Genomic DNA, 14,026 nt, shown 5'->3' on the forward strand with positions numbered 1-14,026 from the left:
ATGGACAGTTTCCGCTTTTTAAGCTACAATCAGTACCAGGAGATGAGCGAGATGTCAAATTCCCGGATTTCGATTTTCTGGGCGACGCTGCGGCATGGGCTGCAGATGCTGGGACTGCTTTGCGCCGCGACGGTTGTCGGCCTGGTATTCCGCCAGCTGGGTTTCCCGGAAACCAATATCGTCCTGTTATACCTGCTCGCCGTGCTGCTGACGGCCTGGATCACCCGCGGCTACGGTTACGGCGTCCTGGCGTCGTTAGCCGCCACGCTGATCTTCAATTACTTTTTCACGGCTCCCTACTGGTCGCTGTCCGTCGATGATCCAAGCTACTGGATCACGTTTGTGATCATGACCGTCACCGCCTTCATCACCAGCGCTCTGACTTCCAAAGCCAAGCTCAGCGCCCGGCGCGCGATGCAGCGGGAACAGGAGATCAAAACCTACTATACGCTCAGCCGAAGGCTGAACGAAGAAATTGAATTACCCCAGATCGCACGGCTGGCTGCTGAGGTTCTTTCCAACGCCTTGAACACGGAAATCAGCTGTCTGTGCCTGAACGAAAGCGAACAGCCGGCATCGCTTTACCGCGCTCTGCCGGGGCAAAGCGCCCTTTCCCTGCCCTGCGGTGATCTGACGGCCGGGAAGGAAAGCCGCGAAACTGATCAAAGCGAAAAAACCGTCAGTCTGCCGTTACAGAACAAAGGGGTGCAGCTGGCCGTTTTGCGGATACCGGCGGAAACCATGAATTCGATGAGCGAATCGGACCGGCAGCTGCTTCAATCGTTAAGCGAAATGATCACGCTGGCGATGGATCGCTTCCGCGCCGCAAGACAGAAAATCCGCTCGGAAGAAGAAGCGGCCCAGGAACGGTATCGAAGCAATCTGCTGCGGGCGATCTCCCACGATTTGCGCACCCCGCTCTCAGCGATCATGGGCACCTCGGAAATGATTCTCGGCATGAGCGAAAACGACGATCCGCGCCGCGCTCTGGCATGGGATATCTATCAGGACGCCGACTGGCTGCACTCCCTGGTGGAAAACATTCTCAGCCTGACCCGCATTCAGGACGGGCATCTGAATTTGCATCTGGAAAAAGAAGCGGCGGAGGAAATCATCGCTTCCGCTCTCGATCACATTGCCAAGCGGGCGCCGCAGCGGATGATCAACGTTTCCATTCCGGATGAAGTGCTGATGATTCCGATGGACGGCAAATTGATCCAGCAGGTTTTGATCAATCTGCTCGACAACGCCTTGAAGCATACTCAGCCGCAGGATGAAATTACGCTGACGCTGCGGCGTGATCAGAACGAGGCTGTTTTCACAGTCCGGGATGGGGGCGAGGGTATCGCGGACAAAGACCTCGCGCATATTTTCCAGACTTTTTACACGACGCGCACCCGTCAGGCGGACGCGCAGCATGGCATCGGCCTGGGCTTGACAATCTGCGAATCTATCGTCAAGGCCCATCACGGCACGATCAGCGCCCGCAACCGCACGGATTGTTGCGGCGCGGAATTTACATTCCGGCTGCCTTTGGAGGAATCACAATGAACAAGTTTACAACCCGGATCCTGATCGTCGAGGACGATCCGCAGATTCGTAATTTTATCAGTTATGTCTTGAGCGCCGAAGGCTTTGCCAGCGACAATGCCGCAACGGCGCAGAGCGCGATGACGCTGCTGGCGGCGAATGTTTATGATTTAATGCTGCTGGATCTGGGACTGCCGGATTATGACGGCATGGATGTCATCCGCAAGGTGCGTGAATGGTCGGAAATCCCGATTCTGGTCGTTTCCGCCCGTGATCAGGATCAGGAAAAAGCCCAGGCGCTGGATCTGGGGGCCGACGATTATCTGACCAAGCCGTTTTCCACTACCGAGCTGATGGCGCGGATTCGGGTAGCGATCCGGCATGCGTTCCGCCAAAACACAGCGGCGGTCCAAAAGGTGCTGACGGTCCGCGAGCTGTCGCTGGATCTGGAAAAACGCCAGGTCACACTGCGAGGCCAGCCGCTGCACCTGACGCCGATGGAATACAATCTGCTGAGCCTGTTTCTGCGCAACAGCGGCAAGGTCTTAACGACCCGCTATCTGATCAGCTCGATCTGGGGCAGCGGGTATGGTGAGGATACGCAGGCACTGCGGGCCTTAATGGCCGGGCTGCGGCGCAAGATTGAGGAAAATCCCGCGAAGCCCCGCTACATCGTCACCGAAATCGGCGTCGGCTATCGGCTGGTGGATCAGGACATGCAGAAAGGATAAAAAGCAATGCAGAAAATACAAACACAGGAAGCGCTGGCCGCGCTGAAAAATGGTGAAATCCTGTTGACCCGGCAGACGGATCAGGTGCAGTTTTACGCGCTGGTGAACGGACGGGTCCGGATTCAGAATTCCAACAGCCGCTTCACGTTAAGCATCGAGGAATGGCAGGCCTTGTTCTTCAAAGAGGAATTCTGGCTTTATGAACCGGTGGAAACGAGCGAGATCTCGTTGGAAAAAGACGCCGAATATTATGGCTGGAATCATAAATAATTCAACTTTCAAAGCAACAGTTCGACACAAGAGCTGGTCATAACGAAATGCCCGATTGAACACGCCGCAGGAAATCATCCGGCGTTGTTGCGGTGCGTGGAAAGTCCGTCATGTCCGGTTGGACGCACTTTCTGGCAAATTCAGAAAAACGCGCCTTTAAAACAAGCGCAAAGAAAGTGGTCGATCAAGACTGCATCAAGGCCGCTGGAAACGAAATGGATCGTTTCCGGCGGTCTTTTTTCATCCAGCTTATCCCCAGCGGCTTTGCTTTTTAAAGCATAATGTAAAAATCGCCATGAAAAAAACACCGGAGTTTGACAATCCCGGTGTTTTTCAATCAATTCTTCATTGATCCCTGACGCTCGCTTCAAACGATACAGGCCATTTCTAAAAGCGCAGGAAATTCAGCCGGCCTCTCAGAACGCTTTCTTATAGACCTCCAGCACCAGCTCAAAGGTGCATGGGCGCGGATTGCCGCCGGTGCAGACGTCCGCCATCGCCGCTTCTGCCAGCGCTGGCAAATCTTCTTCCTGAACACCGATTTCTTTCAGGGTCTGCGGGATGTTGACATCCAGGGACAACTGACGCACCGCGTCGATTGCCGCCTGACGGTATTCGTCTTCCCTCATCGCGTCGACTCCCTTAACGCCCAGGACACGGGCAATTTCACGGAATTTCTCGCCGGTGTAATCCTTGTTGAACTCCATGACATATGGCAGCAGCACCGCGTTGGCAACGCCGTGCGGAATGCCGTAGAAGGCGCTTAATGGATGCGCCATGCCATGCACGACGCCCAGACCGACGTTGGAGAACGCCATGCCGGTCATATACTGACCCAGCGCCATGTCTTCGCGGCCCTTCGGATCATTGTTGACCGCGGCGCGCAGCGAACGGCCGATCAGCTCGATCGCCTTCAGGTTCAGCGTATCCGCCAGCTCCCAGGCAGCCAGCGTCGTATACCCTTCAATCGCGTGCGTCAGCGCATCCATACCGGTGGAAGCCGTCAATCCCTTTGGCATGCTTGACATCATCTCCGGATCGACGATCGCCACAGCCGGCAGATCGTGCGGATCCACACAGACGAACTTCCGGCGCCTGGCTTCGTCGGTAATGACGTAGTTGATCGTCGTTTCCGCGGCCGTACCGGCAGTCGTCGCCACCGCGATCATCGGCACTGCTTTATTTTTCGTAGCGGCCGTGCCTTCCAGGGAGACCACATCGGCGAATTCCGGATTGTTGATGATGATGCCGATCCCCTTGCCGGTATCCTGCGGCGAACCCCCGCCGATGGCGATCAGATAATCCGCGCCGGCTTCCTTGAAAGCCGCGACCCCTTCCTTGACCATATCGACAGTCGGATTGGCTTTGACCTTATCATAGATGGCATACGGCAGCCCTGCCGCATCCAGCAGATCAGTGACCTTTTTGACGACGTTAAACCGGACCAGATCCGCATCGGTGACGATCAGCGCCTTGCGGAAGCCGCGGTTTTTCACCTCGTTTACGATTTCGTTGACTGCGCCGTAGCCATGGTAGCTTGTTTCATTTAACATAAAGCGATTTGCCATATTTGATTTCCTCCTTCGCTTTCTTTACTTTCATTGTAAATAAATTAACAAAGGATTCAAGTGACACTTTGACAAAAATGGTACAATCGGATTTATTCCAGTTCTGTATCCCGCAGCATTGCCCGCAGCTTTTCCGGCTGAGCGTCGATCAACAAATCCACAATCGTTTCCGGGCTTTCCTTTGCCCCCTGAATCACCCATTTCACCGTCATCTGCATCGAACCCCGGCAATACATCTCAAGCAGAAACTGAATCTGGGGCGTCAGCGGCTGCTGCGTCTTCTGTTCGATCCATTTTGTATAGAAATCCAAAATGCATTGATAATCATAGTGCATCAGCGAATTGTAGTCCTGCGAACGAAAAGCCTGAGAAAAAAATGTTTTTTCCTGCCGGATAAATTCGAATTTTTTTAACAAGCCTTCCCGCAGCGTGTACTGGACGCCCATCAGCTTAAACGACTTCTGAGCCAGCCGTTCAAAATACCAGTTAACCAGATCGTATTTGTCCTGAAAATGCCGGTAGAACGACTGCCGGGTCGTATGGGCTGACTCCACAATATCCCGCACGGTGATTTTATCCAGAGGTTCCGTTTCCATCAATGTCTTGATCGCCTCGGCCAGCCGGTACTTCATCATTTCCTTTTCCGCCATCCTGACTCATCCTTTCGCTTTGCCTGTTCGCTTTCATCATAAAAAAAAACGTGCTCTCCGTCAACCGCCGCCTCCGCCGATTTCCTGATTTTCTCATTTGTCAACGTTCTTTTTCCTCACCTTCCCGCTCTGGCTTAACGAAAGACGCGCGTTTTATCCGATGGGAACCCCCGGCAGATGTTGTCTTTTTCTTTTGTCCGCCAGTTTTTTTATCCTTGAACCGGCTCTCATCCTCACGCCATTCTCACACGCCGCCGGTTCTTTCTCACACAAAACTCACAGCTTTCACGGTATTCTATTCTCGTCAAGATGAAGCGGAGGTGTTCATGATGAATGAAATCGCAAATCCCATGACGTTGGAAGCCTTAACGGAAAGTATCCGGACTGCCGTCCGGCTGCAGGATTACGCCGGCGGAGAACACGAAATCGCCGAAGCGATGCGCATGCATCCACATTCGCCGGTTCCGCACAACCTGATGGGCATCCTGCTGGCCAGCCATCATGAGCTGTTGGCCGCCATGAAACATTTCCGGGCAGCCGCGGCCCTCGATCCCACTTATATCCCGGCCCGCTGCAATCTGGAGCAGTGCGCCTCGTTTACCGGTCAGGGGAATTTCGCTTATTCCCCAGGCGACTGCCAGAGCGTTCCAGCCTGGAATCCATGGAAGATCGTCTATGACGAAAAAGGGATCGGTCATGTAGTAAGGAGGAAACATTCATGTTAAGTATTCATGTCAACTGGCTTGGCAAATCCAAATTGACGGTGATCGTCGGCTGCGGGCGGCTGGGTTCCACGCTGGCCGACCAATTATCGGACGAGGGCAAAAACGTAATTCTGATCGATCAGAACGAAGCGGCATTCCGCAAATTATCGCCGGCCTACGCCGGACTGACGTTAGTCGGCGACGCGACGGACGCCGCCACTTTGAAGCAGGCTGAAATCGAACGGGCGGATCATCTGGTCATCGTTACCAACAACGACAATACCAACATCATGATCGCGCAGCTGGCCCGGGAATGCTTCCAGACGCCGCATGTGATCTGCCGGCTGTATGATCCGCAGCGGGAATGTGTTTACCGGGAATTCGGGATCCAGACGATCTGTCCAACCGCGCTGTCGTCTCTGGCGATTGAACGACTGTTAAACAATCCGGCCAGTCTGAATCAGACGAGTCAGGAAGGAGGAAATTGAACATGAAGAAACGAATTCTGATTGTCGGCGGTTTTCATAAAGCGCAGACGTTGGCGCGGTCGTTTCTGGAAAAAGGCTACGACGTCACGGCGATCAATAAAAACCCCCTGCATTGCCGGGTTCTGGCGCAGATGAGCGATTTGACGGTATTGACCGGCGATGGCTCCAAGCCCTTCGTGCTCGAAGACGCTCAGGCGGAAAATGCAGATATCGCGATTGCGCTGACGCCGCGGGATGACGACAATCTCGTGATCTGTCAGCTTTGCAAGAAACAATTCCACGTCCGCAAGACAGTTTCACTGGTGGCCAATCCGGAAAAAATCAAATTTTTCTACCGGATGGGGATCGATTCTGTCGTCTGTGCGTTGTCTGCCATTACCAGCATTGTGGAGCAGCAGACCTTTCTCGATGAATTTACAACCCTGCTTCCCCTGGGAGATGGCGAGCTGCGGATTTCCGAACTGCGGCTGCCGGCTACCTCTCCCGTTATCGGGAAGACGCTCAGCGAAATTCAGCTCAGCCGCGACGTCATCATCGCGACGATTCTGCGTCAGGATCAGCCGCTGGTTCCGCATGGAGATACGAAGCTATTAGCGCAGGACGTCCTGATTCTGATCGCTGCCGCCAAACAGGAAGCCGCCGCCGTCAGGGTGCTGCAGGGCAAATGAAAAATTCAGGATGGAGCCGGCTGCGGCATGGCGGCATTATCGGCAAATTTATGATGTTGTGCGGCTTGCTTTGCGCCGTACCGATGGTGACGGCCTGTTTTTATCCAACCCTGCCCAAAGAACTGGAAGCCTTCGCGCTGCCGGCTGGAATTTCGCTTTTGGCGGGGTTATTCAGCTGTTGGAAAGGGGCGGCGCAGGATCAGGAGGAACCGCGTCCGCAGCTGATTCAAAAAGGGGGATTCTTCGTCTTGTTCGCCTGGCTGTACGGAATTTTCATCGGGGCGCTGCCCTTTGTTTTAGCCGGCCGGTTAAACTGGATTCAAAGCTTGTTCGAATCGGTCAGCGGCTGGACAACGACCGGTTTATCCGTGCTGGATGTGACGCAGGTTTCACCGATATTTCTGTTTCACCGGGGCTTTATGCAATATTGCGGCGGTCTGGGCTTCGTCATGGTGATGACGTTGTTCATCCAGAATAAACAAAGCATGAACCTGTTTCAGGCTGAGGGACATTCCGATCAGCTCACCCCGAATCTGGGCCGGACGGTGCGTTTGATCGTGTTGATGTACACAACCTTCCTGGCGCTGGGCGTCGCGGCCTATGTCCTGGCGGGCATGAATTTCTTCGACAGTCTGATCCATGCGATGTGCGCCTTATCCACCGGCGGATTCTCCACCCGCGCGGAAAGCATCGGCTACTATCAAAGTCCGCTGATCGAATTCATCACGATCGTGCTGATGGTGATCGGAACGACGAACTTTGCGGCGTTGTTGCTGCTGGTGCGCAGACAGGCGCGTAAGTTTATGGCCGTCAGCGAAGTCCGGTTTATGGGACTGGTGCTGGTGATGGCAATTCCTCTGACGGCGCTGGTGTTGTTCTTTGCGGCTTACGCCGATCTGCCCGGCAGTTTCCGGATCGCTTTCTTCGAGGTGGTTTCCGCGTTGTCAACTTCCGGTTTTTCCACAGTCGGTTATACGCAGTGGCCGCAGGCCGCGGTGTTCGTACTGATCGTCATGATGTTGATCGGCGGCGGAATTGGTTCGACGGCCGGGGGTCTGAAACTGACGCGGGTCTATCTGATGCTGCGGGGGCTGGGCGATAGTTTGCGCCGCAGAAACGCGCCGGCGGGCGCCGTTTCCTGTATGTTTTTTAAGCGGCCGCAGGGACGGGTAGCCATTGATCAAAAGTTGTTAGCAGATACCGCAAATTTTGTTTTCTGTTATTTTCTGATTTATCTGATTGGAACGTTCTTGTTGATGCTGACGGCGAATTGTTCGTTGATCGAAGCGATGTTCGATTTTGCTTCCGCATTGGGGACTGTCGGGTTGTCGATCGGCATCACCGGACCGGCGACGCCTGCTTTGGCCTTGATCGTGGAAATGGCGGGAATGCTTTTAGGACGGTTGGAGATCTTCATTCTGCTCTCAGGGATCCACGCGGGGTTCCTTCGCTTAAAAAACGCGGTTTTCCAATAGCGGTTTTGCTTTGTGAAAGCGAAAGACATCGGCCTTGAGGAGAAGTGGAAAGACAGTTTCTCCGCTTTCTTTCCTCTTGAACCTGCTTCTTTATCTTGAGAAACAATCAGGTCTGTTCTATAATGAAAACAAGTTATAGCAGCGCATAATCAGGTTGAGCGTTTCGACTCACAGCCGTAAATTGTGGATTAGAATCCGTGAGGGTTGGAATCTGCGTTTACGGCTTTTCAATTCATGCCCGCTTTCATTTCAAACTGCGTCAGCGCAAAGGAGAAAATCATGAATTATCAAATTTTAGATCTGGAGACCTACAAGCGAAAGAGTCATTTTGAATACTTCAGTCAGCTGGCTTATCCCTATGTCAGCGTGACCGCTGACGTCGATATCACAAAGTTCCACGCCAAAATAAAAGAACAGCGCCTGCCGTTCTTCCTTTCCTTCTGTTATTGCGCCGCCCAGGCCGCAAATGCCGTTCCGGAATTCCGCCAGCGGATTCTCAAGGGGCAAATCGTCCAGTTTGACCAATGTCGAACTTCCCATACCGTCGCGCTGGAAGATGGGACATATTGTTACTGCACGCTGGATTATTCGCTGCCTTTCCCCGACTTTTTGCCTTATGCGCAAAAGATGCAGGAGGCTGCAAAGCTAGGCGGATCGATTGCGGAAAACGAGGAAGACACGCTGGATTTTTTCTACATTTCCACACTGCCCTGGATTTCATATTCTGCGCTGATACAGCCTGTGCCGATCCCCGCTGACAGCAATCCCCGGATCACCTGGGGCAAGTTCTCGCTGCGAGAGAACCGGCTGGTTCTGCCAGTATCCGTGTTATGCCATCATGCCTTAGTCGACGGCCGCCATCTTGGGCAGTTTTATCAGGCGCTGGATCAGGCCTTAGCTCAGCTTTGCGCCGCGCTGTGACGCTGATCGGTCATGCCTCGAAGAAACCGGCGTTTCTTGTCAACCAGCCGCAGTCAAAACTTAAGCGCCGGAAGCCGCCCCGCAGGGACGGCTTCAATGACAGATCCGATCACGATTGATGATCGACATCGCTGCCCTGAGTGATTCAAAGATTTTCCAGTCCTTTACTCTGTGTCACAGTGAGCTTCTGCCAAAAGAAATTGAACCCAGAAAATTCAGGCTGACAAAAGACGGCACTCTTCATCGTTTCTTTTTCACACTTGAGGTTCACGAAACAATTCCATCATTTCAGTGAATGAAATCAAACTGACATGGTTCAGTGTTTCTGCCATCTCGCGGCAGCCTTGCGTGAATCCGGTCTTCGCAAACAAAAATAAGTGAACTTCTGTGTAAGAAAACAGCTGGCTGCGGCTGACTAATGTTTTTAACACGCTTTGATCGACCTTTTCATTCGTCCATTTGCATTCACCGAACAAGGCCGTTGTTTTATCCTGAACACCCATAATGTCAATTTCCGTCTGTTTTTTTTCACGGGGATCCGTTCCCCACCAACGACCCAGTTCTGAAAAAAATACAGGTGATCTACCTGCCAGAAGCAATTTCCAAAGATATTGTATACAGATCTGTTCAAAAACATTTCCCATATATTCTGATAAATAGGGCTCGATCCGCTTAAAAGCCAGTTCTTTCGCTCCGCGGGAAATAATTGAGCTGTTCTGTGGAACAAACCGGTACCAGAACCGGAAAAGATTGTCGCTGATCACATAGACGGCCTTTCGGGAAGCCTGATCACCATACGGTATTTCCTTTTGAACCCATCCCAATCCTAACAGATTCTTAAGATAGGCGGCACAGACATTCGTATTTTCGCCAACCTTTGAAGAAATCTCCGACAAACGGGAAGCCCCGTTAGCGATTGCTGAAATGATCGCATTGTAAAGGGCAGGTTCACGAACTTCTTGTTTCAGAAGATTTTCCGGCTCCTCAAATAAGGCGGACGTCGGATCTAAGAATGTATTCTTAATATTTTCAGCGACGCTGAGCCGATCGTCAATCTGAAGCAGATACTGAGGCGTCCCGCCCACCGCTCCGTAAACAAGCGCTTGTTCTTCAGCGGAGTAGCCGGGGAAACAGCGGCAGACTTCTTCAAAATCAAACGGCAGGATCTTCATTTGAGCCGTTCTCCGGCCATAAAGCGGAGCCTTATATGCCAAAACATGATCTTCCATATAAGACATCGAGGATCCGCACAAGATAAGCATAAGTTTAGACGTTTCTTTATATTGATCGATCAGAAGCTGGAGCGTGGAAGCTAAGCTGGCAGAAGCTCGGGCTACATACGGGTATTCATCAATGACCAAAACCAACCGCTGATGTTCGGCAAGTTGAAAGACCATTTCTAAAGCTGCCTGAAAGGAAAGAAACGTCGTCTCAGCCTTGAACCCTGTTTCCATTTCCAAAATACTGCGGCTGAAATTCTCTAAATTCTGTTTAGCATTGCTTTCCACACCCATAAAATAAATGGCTTTTTTATCGTTGATAAACTGATTGATCAACGTCGTTTTACCTACCCGGCGGCGGCCGTAAATCACGGCAAATTCAAAACGATCCGATTGATAAAGCCGATCTAAAGCAGTGAGTTCACGAGTTCTGCCAATAAACATCCGGTTCACCTCCTTATCCTTTTAATTCACTATAAAGTAAATGATAAACTTAGTCAAGTATGATTTGGCAAATCGTATCTGAGTAATTTTGTTGATAAGAAAGGTAGGCGTTTACTGCGGGTTCCTCGGCTCGCGGTTGCCTTTGATTGTCAGTTCCATGGATTCCAGCTGATGAAACAAGCATTTCACTTCATCCTCAATCTGACTGCGGACCGCTTCCGAAAACGGTTCAAGAAATTCCGCGATCGCTTTGTCATATTGATTTTTATACTTTGTGTTCAGCTGTTTCCAGTTCGCTGCCCGAAACCAGGACAAACGTTCTTCATGAATCTTCAGCTGGCCTTGAATCATCATCACAGCCAGAATGGGATAACCCGGATAGTGCTGCCACAGCGTCGCATTGTCGTTGCTGGAATAGCCGTTTTCCAAAAACTTGACCGTGTACCGTTTGGCGTGATCCGAGGAGAGAACATAAGCGCGGTCTGTCTGTATGTCAATCCGTTGATCTGCCACGGCGCTCAGCGCTTCGTAGATTTTTGATAGAGGGGGATTTTTTTCCATACCTGACTCCTTTATTTTTATTCTTCTATTATACCCTGTTCGCAAAACGCTGCGGACTTTTTTACTCAACTCGCCTCGGATTCCGCGCTGACGCCTTCCTTCAGGAAACGATTCAGACGGCGATTTCTGATAAACGGGAGGTAAAGGACCAGACAAATCCCCTGACCTATCGCTGAAAGCAGGCCCAGAGCCAGGCTTTCGCCAAAGAAACCGAATGCCAGCGTCGAGATCAGCCGGCCTGCCGTCATGATCGACGTTTCCAGCGCGACTAACCGGCCGCGCATCTGTTCCTCGCAGCCCAGAATCATCGCCGAGGAAACGATGATGTTGCCAATCGAATTGAACAGATTGGCAATCAGATACGAAACGCATACTAACGCCGGATTGTGGCTCAAGGCGGTGATGAACGAAGCGATTGTGCCGATGATCATCGGCAGTAAGCTGCACAGCTTATCGCGCAGCGGTTTGGGCAGCATTCCGGGAATAAACGTTCCGGCTACCGCGCCGATGCTGCCGAAGGTCAGATATAAACTGTAAAATTCATCGGCCAGTCCCTTCTGCTGCAAAAAGGGCAGCGTTACCGAGGATAAGCCGGATACCAGTACATTCCAGGCTAAAAGCAGAAGCAGCAGATCGCGCAGGGACGGATTGCCAAACGTGATCTGTAAGCCCTCTTTGAAATCGTTGAAAAAGGAACTTGACGCTCCGGCCGGGACTTCGGTCGGCCGCAGTGTGATGAAACATTCCGACAATGACGATGCCCAATACAACACGCCGTTGACGATCAACAAAGTTGCCGGCCCGCACATCAGCGCCAACAGGCTGCATATTCCCTTGCCGGTCAGGTTGATGACCATGAACAACCCGGTGTTCCACGACTGCGCCTTCATGAACTGGCTGCGCGAAACAACGAGGGAAAATGCAGCCATCGCGGCCGGGTTAAACAGCGCGTTGCACAGCGCCATCGCTGCGGCGCACAAAATCAGCACCGGCACCGATAACGGACGTCCCCAAAACCACAATCCGGCCAGCACCAGCGTCACTCCGCGGATAAAGTCCATCAGCACCATCATCCTTTTCTTGCTTCGCCGGTCGACGATCGGTCCCAAAAACGGCGTGATCAGCACGGAAACCGCCATGCTGATGGAACTCATAACGCTCATCATCATCGTTGATCCCGTCTGTTTGTAAACCCAGATCCCGGCCGCTATGCTGAACAGCACATCGCCAAAGCCGGAAAACAGGTTGCCCTGAAGCAAAAGCAGATAGCTGCGGTTGCGCAGCAGCGGCTTTTCGTTCTTCTCTCTTGGTTCCTCCCCCTGTCCTTCTTCCACTTTCTTTGCGGCTTCATCCGTCAATGCCTGCGGCATTTCTGCTTTCATTTCTTTCTTTCTCATCTTGATCACCCGGATTTACTATAACAAAAACAGGACCCGCAAGTCCTGCCTTTATCCATTGATCCAAATTTCGCGGATCAGCGCCGGTTTCCGACGTTTTGTAATCTGCTCAAAATCCGCCAGCCCTTTGTAGCTGCCGCTCTGCTGCACCAGGGTCAGCAGTTCGTCATGGAGCAGCGGAATCAACTCCTGCGGACGGTAGACCGTGTCTTCAATCTCCGGCAGAATCTCTTTCAATATTCGCTGCTGCAGTAAGCCCGGCGCTTCCCCAGCCTGCTTCGCTTCATAATACCGGTAAACGGCCAGGGTTCCGGGCGTCGTCCAGCGGTCAAGATAGACCTGCGCCAGTTTCAAAATCCGCGCCGGATCCAGAGGACAGCGAAATAAATGCGGCAGATAGTACAACGCCAGATATGGCGCCTGGGCTAACGCACGGTCGATCCGCTCCGTCCCCCTCTTTGCGCCGCCTTCGCACAGGCACAGCCCCAGCTCCATCCAGCCCTGACTTGTCAGCTCCTTGGGCAGCGCAACCAGCGTTTGTTCGAATGATCCGCTCCTGCGGAATGCGTCGTCCTGATCAAATTGCTTCCAGATCCGAAAACGCATGACCTCTGTGAGGGTACGCACGGAATCCGATAATGGATACAAGCCGCTTAACACCTGATTGAAGCAATCCAGGGCTTCCGCCTTGCGGTTCAGCGCGGATAGGAAGGTGCCCTTGCGGTGCAGCCAGATCCCGTCGTGCGGCTCGCACTGCTCCAACCGCTCCAGTAAGGTCTCGGACAGTTTTCGGTCCGTCCATTGATTGATGTTGATCTGCCAGAATAAGACGATCATCATGACATATAAATCCTCATCCAGCACTTGTGCCAGATCAAGGTACATGGAAATCTGATTTTTCAGCTTCGCATCAAATTCACGGTAGCGGATATACAACGGTTTGTGCGGCTGCGTATCCGGAAAGGCAAGATGTTCGATGATCAACGACAGGCACAGCTGCAGCTCCATGGCGATCACCTGCGTCGTTGGCGGCAAGGCTTCGATATCCGTAAGCAGCTCGCCGAGCGCTTTCTGATCGAGTTGTTCGTAAGCCTGCTTCAGCCGCTGAATTCGTTCTTTCCGCAGGCAAACCTGTTCCGGTTGTTTTAACGTCGTTTCGCCCAGTTTTCTGAGCAGCAGCTCCAACCGTTCTTCATCCTGAATTCCCTGGCCCTGTTCCAATTTATATAACGTCATCCGCGAACAAATCGCTTCCCCCGTTTCATCGAGGATAAATTGATCCTGCGTCCAGCCGCCGGCCGGATCTTCCATTAAGCGCTGACGGCGGTGAATGCCGATCAACACCCCGGCTACGCGTTTTGTTTCTTCCTGCATACAAAGCCCTCCTCTGTCGGCTTCT

The 14,026-nt window shown here is 52.4% G+C and carries 14 protein-coding genes; 8 read left to right on the forward strand and 6 right to left on the reverse strand.

What is annotated here, in order from left to right; all coding sequences use genetic code 11:
- The first annotated feature begins 51 nt into the window (after window positions 1-51).
- The 3 genes from I2D94_RS04345 to I2D94_RS04355 are packed head-to-tail and all read left to right on the forward strand — an operon-like array spanning window position 52 to window position 2,531.
- Window positions 52-1,551: a DUF4118 domain-containing protein gene (locus I2D94_RS04345; protein WP_229056755.1), complete on the forward strand. Its 1,500-nt coding sequence runs from the start codon at window positions 52-54 to the stop codon at window positions 1,549-1,551.
- Window positions 1,548-2,261, forward strand: a complete 714-nt coding sequence (locus I2D94_RS04350) for a response regulator (RefSeq protein WP_072683097.1) — start codon at window positions 1,548-1,550, stop codon at window positions 2,259-2,261. The genes I2D94_RS04345 and I2D94_RS04350 overlap by 4 nt, the downstream gene beginning before the upstream one ends.
- 6 nt (window positions 2,262-2,267) lie before the next feature.
- Window positions 2,268-2,531 (forward strand): hypothetical protein, encoded by a 264-nt coding sequence (locus I2D94_RS04355; RefSeq protein WP_195395739.1) that lies wholly within the window; start codon window positions 2,268-2,270, stop codon window positions 2,529-2,531.
- 416 nt (window positions 2,532-2,947) lie between these two features.
- On the opposite strand, the gene fucO is transcribed toward I2D94_RS04355, so the two are convergent.
- The gene (fucO, locus tag I2D94_RS04360; protein WP_195395740.1) at window positions 2,948-4,099 is read right to left on the reverse strand and encodes a lactaldehyde reductase; all 1,152 of its coding nucleotides are present in this window, start codon (window positions 4,097-4,099) and stop codon (window positions 2,948-2,950) included.
- Window positions 4,100-4,191: 92 nt separating this feature from the next.
- Entirely contained in the window at window positions 4,192-4,749 is a 558-nt protein-coding gene (locus I2D94_RS04365; RefSeq protein ID WP_072683093.1) for a TetR/AcrR family transcriptional regulator C-terminal domain-containing protein, read from the reverse strand.
- 326 nt (window positions 4,750-5,075) lie between these two features.
- On the opposite strand from I2D94_RS04365, the gene I2D94_RS04370 reads away from it, so the two are divergent.
- The 5 genes from I2D94_RS04370 (at window position 5,076) to I2D94_RS04390 (ending at window position 9,005) form a co-directional block, all read left to right on the forward strand.
- Window positions 5,076-5,474 (forward strand): hypothetical protein, encoded by a 399-nt coding sequence (locus I2D94_RS04370; protein WP_195395741.1) that lies wholly within the window; start codon window positions 5,076-5,078, stop codon window positions 5,472-5,474.
- The gene (locus tag I2D94_RS04375; protein ID WP_195395742.1) at window positions 5,468-5,941 is read left to right on the forward strand and encodes a TrkA family potassium uptake protein; all 474 of its coding nucleotides are present in this window, start codon (window positions 5,468-5,470) and stop codon (window positions 5,939-5,941) included. The genes I2D94_RS04370 and I2D94_RS04375 overlap by 7 nt, the downstream gene beginning before the upstream one ends.
- 2 nt (window positions 5,942-5,943) lie before the next feature.
- A complete protein-coding gene (locus I2D94_RS04380) occupies window positions 5,944-6,609 on the forward strand; it encodes a TrkA family potassium uptake protein (protein ID WP_195395743.1) in 666 nt (221 codons plus the stop codon).
- On the forward strand, window positions 6,606-8,084 hold the full coding sequence (locus tag I2D94_RS04385; protein WP_195395744.1) for a TrkH family potassium uptake protein: 1,479 nt from the start codon (window positions 6,606-6,608) through the stop codon (window positions 8,082-8,084). Before I2D94_RS04380 ends, I2D94_RS04385 begins: the two co-directional genes overlap by 4 nt.
- Window positions 8,085-8,363: 279 nt before the next feature.
- Window positions 8,364-9,005, forward strand: a complete 642-nt coding sequence (locus I2D94_RS04390; protein ID WP_195395745.1) for a CatA-like O-acetyltransferase — start codon at window positions 8,364-8,366, stop codon at window positions 9,003-9,005.
- Window positions 9,006-9,259: 254 nt separating this feature from the next.
- On the opposite strand, the gene I2D94_RS04395 is transcribed toward I2D94_RS04390, so the two are convergent.
- The 4 genes from I2D94_RS04395 to I2D94_RS04410 form a co-directional block, all read right to left on the reverse strand.
- Window positions 9,260-10,669 carry an ATP-binding protein gene (locus I2D94_RS04395; protein WP_195395746.1) on the reverse strand — a complete coding sequence of 470 codons (1,410 nt, stop codon included), beginning with the start codon at window positions 10,667-10,669 and terminating at the stop codon, window positions 9,260-9,262.
- Window positions 10,670-10,780: 111 nt separating this feature from the next.
- Complete coding sequence (locus I2D94_RS04400; protein ID WP_195395747.1) at window positions 10,781-11,230, reverse strand: hypothetical protein; 450 nt, start codon at window positions 11,228-11,230, stop codon at window positions 10,781-10,783.
- Between the two features lie 65 nt (window positions 11,231-11,295).
- Window positions 11,296-12,627: an MFS transporter gene (locus I2D94_RS04405; RefSeq protein ID WP_195395748.1), complete on the reverse strand. Its 1,332-nt coding sequence runs from the start codon at window positions 12,625-12,627 to the stop codon at window positions 11,296-11,298.
- A 51-nt stretch (window positions 12,628-12,678) separates the two neighbouring features.
- A complete protein-coding gene (locus I2D94_RS04410) occupies window positions 12,679-14,001 on the reverse strand; it encodes a hypothetical protein (protein ID WP_195395749.1) in 1,323 nt (440 codons plus the stop codon).
- Window positions 14,002-14,026: the final 25 nt, after the last annotated feature.

The sequence above is a fragment of the Holdemania sp. 1001302B_160321_E10 genome, assembly GCF_015552275.1.
Taxonomy (GTDB): domain Bacteria; phylum Bacillota_I; class Bacilli_A; order Erysipelotrichales; family Erysipelotrichaceae; genus Holdemania.

What these genes read in the sequence shown, in the direction of transcription:
- I2D94_RS04345 (WP_229056755.1), top strand. Translation starts at nt 52, where the DNA reads ATGTCAAATTCCCGGATTTCGATTTTCTGGGCGACGCTGCGGCATGGG.
- I2D94_RS04350 (WP_072683097.1), top strand. Translation starts at nt 1,548, where the DNA reads ATGAACAAGTTTACAACCCGGATCCTGATCGTCGAGGACGATCCGCAG.
- I2D94_RS04355 (WP_195395739.1), top strand. Translation starts at nt 2,268, where the DNA reads ATGCAGAAAATACAAACACAGGAAGCGCTGGCCGCGCTGAAAAATGGT.
- fucO (WP_195395740.1), bottom strand. Translation starts at nt 4,099, where the DNA reads ATGGCAAATCGCTTTATGTTAAATGAAACAAGCTACCATGGCTACGGC.
- I2D94_RS04365 (WP_072683093.1), bottom strand. Translation starts at nt 4,749, where the DNA reads ATGGCGGAAAAGGAAATGATGAAGTACCGGCTGGCCGAGGCGATCAAG.
- I2D94_RS04370 (WP_195395741.1), top strand. Translation starts at nt 5,076, where the DNA reads ATGATGAATGAAATCGCAAATCCCATGACGTTGGAAGCCTTAACGGAA.
- I2D94_RS04375 (WP_195395742.1), top strand. Translation starts at nt 5,468, where the DNA reads ATGTTAAGTATTCATGTCAACTGGCTTGGCAAATCCAAATTGACGGTG.
- I2D94_RS04380 (WP_195395743.1), top strand. Translation starts at nt 5,944, where the DNA reads ATGAAGAAACGAATTCTGATTGTCGGCGGTTTTCATAAAGCGCAGACG.
- I2D94_RS04385 (WP_195395744.1), top strand. Translation starts at nt 6,606, where the DNA reads ATGAAAAATTCAGGATGGAGCCGGCTGCGGCATGGCGGCATTATCGGC.
- I2D94_RS04390 (WP_195395745.1), top strand. Translation starts at nt 8,364, where the DNA reads ATGAATTATCAAATTTTAGATCTGGAGACCTACAAGCGAAAGAGTCAT.
- I2D94_RS04395 (WP_195395746.1), bottom strand. Translation starts at nt 10,669, where the DNA reads ATGTTTATTGGCAGAACTCGTGAACTCACTGCTTTAGATCGGCTTTAT.
- I2D94_RS04400 (WP_195395747.1), bottom strand. Translation starts at nt 11,230, where the DNA reads ATGGAAAAAAATCCCCCTCTATCAAAAATCTACGAAGCGCTGAGCGCC.
- I2D94_RS04405 (WP_195395748.1), bottom strand. Translation starts at nt 12,627, where the DNA reads ATGAGAAAGAAAGAAATGAAAGCAGAAATGCCGCAGGCATTGACGGAT.
- I2D94_RS04410 (WP_195395749.1), bottom strand. Translation starts at nt 14,001, where the DNA reads ATGCAGGAAGAAACAAAACGCGTAGCCGGGGTGTTGATCGGCATTCAC.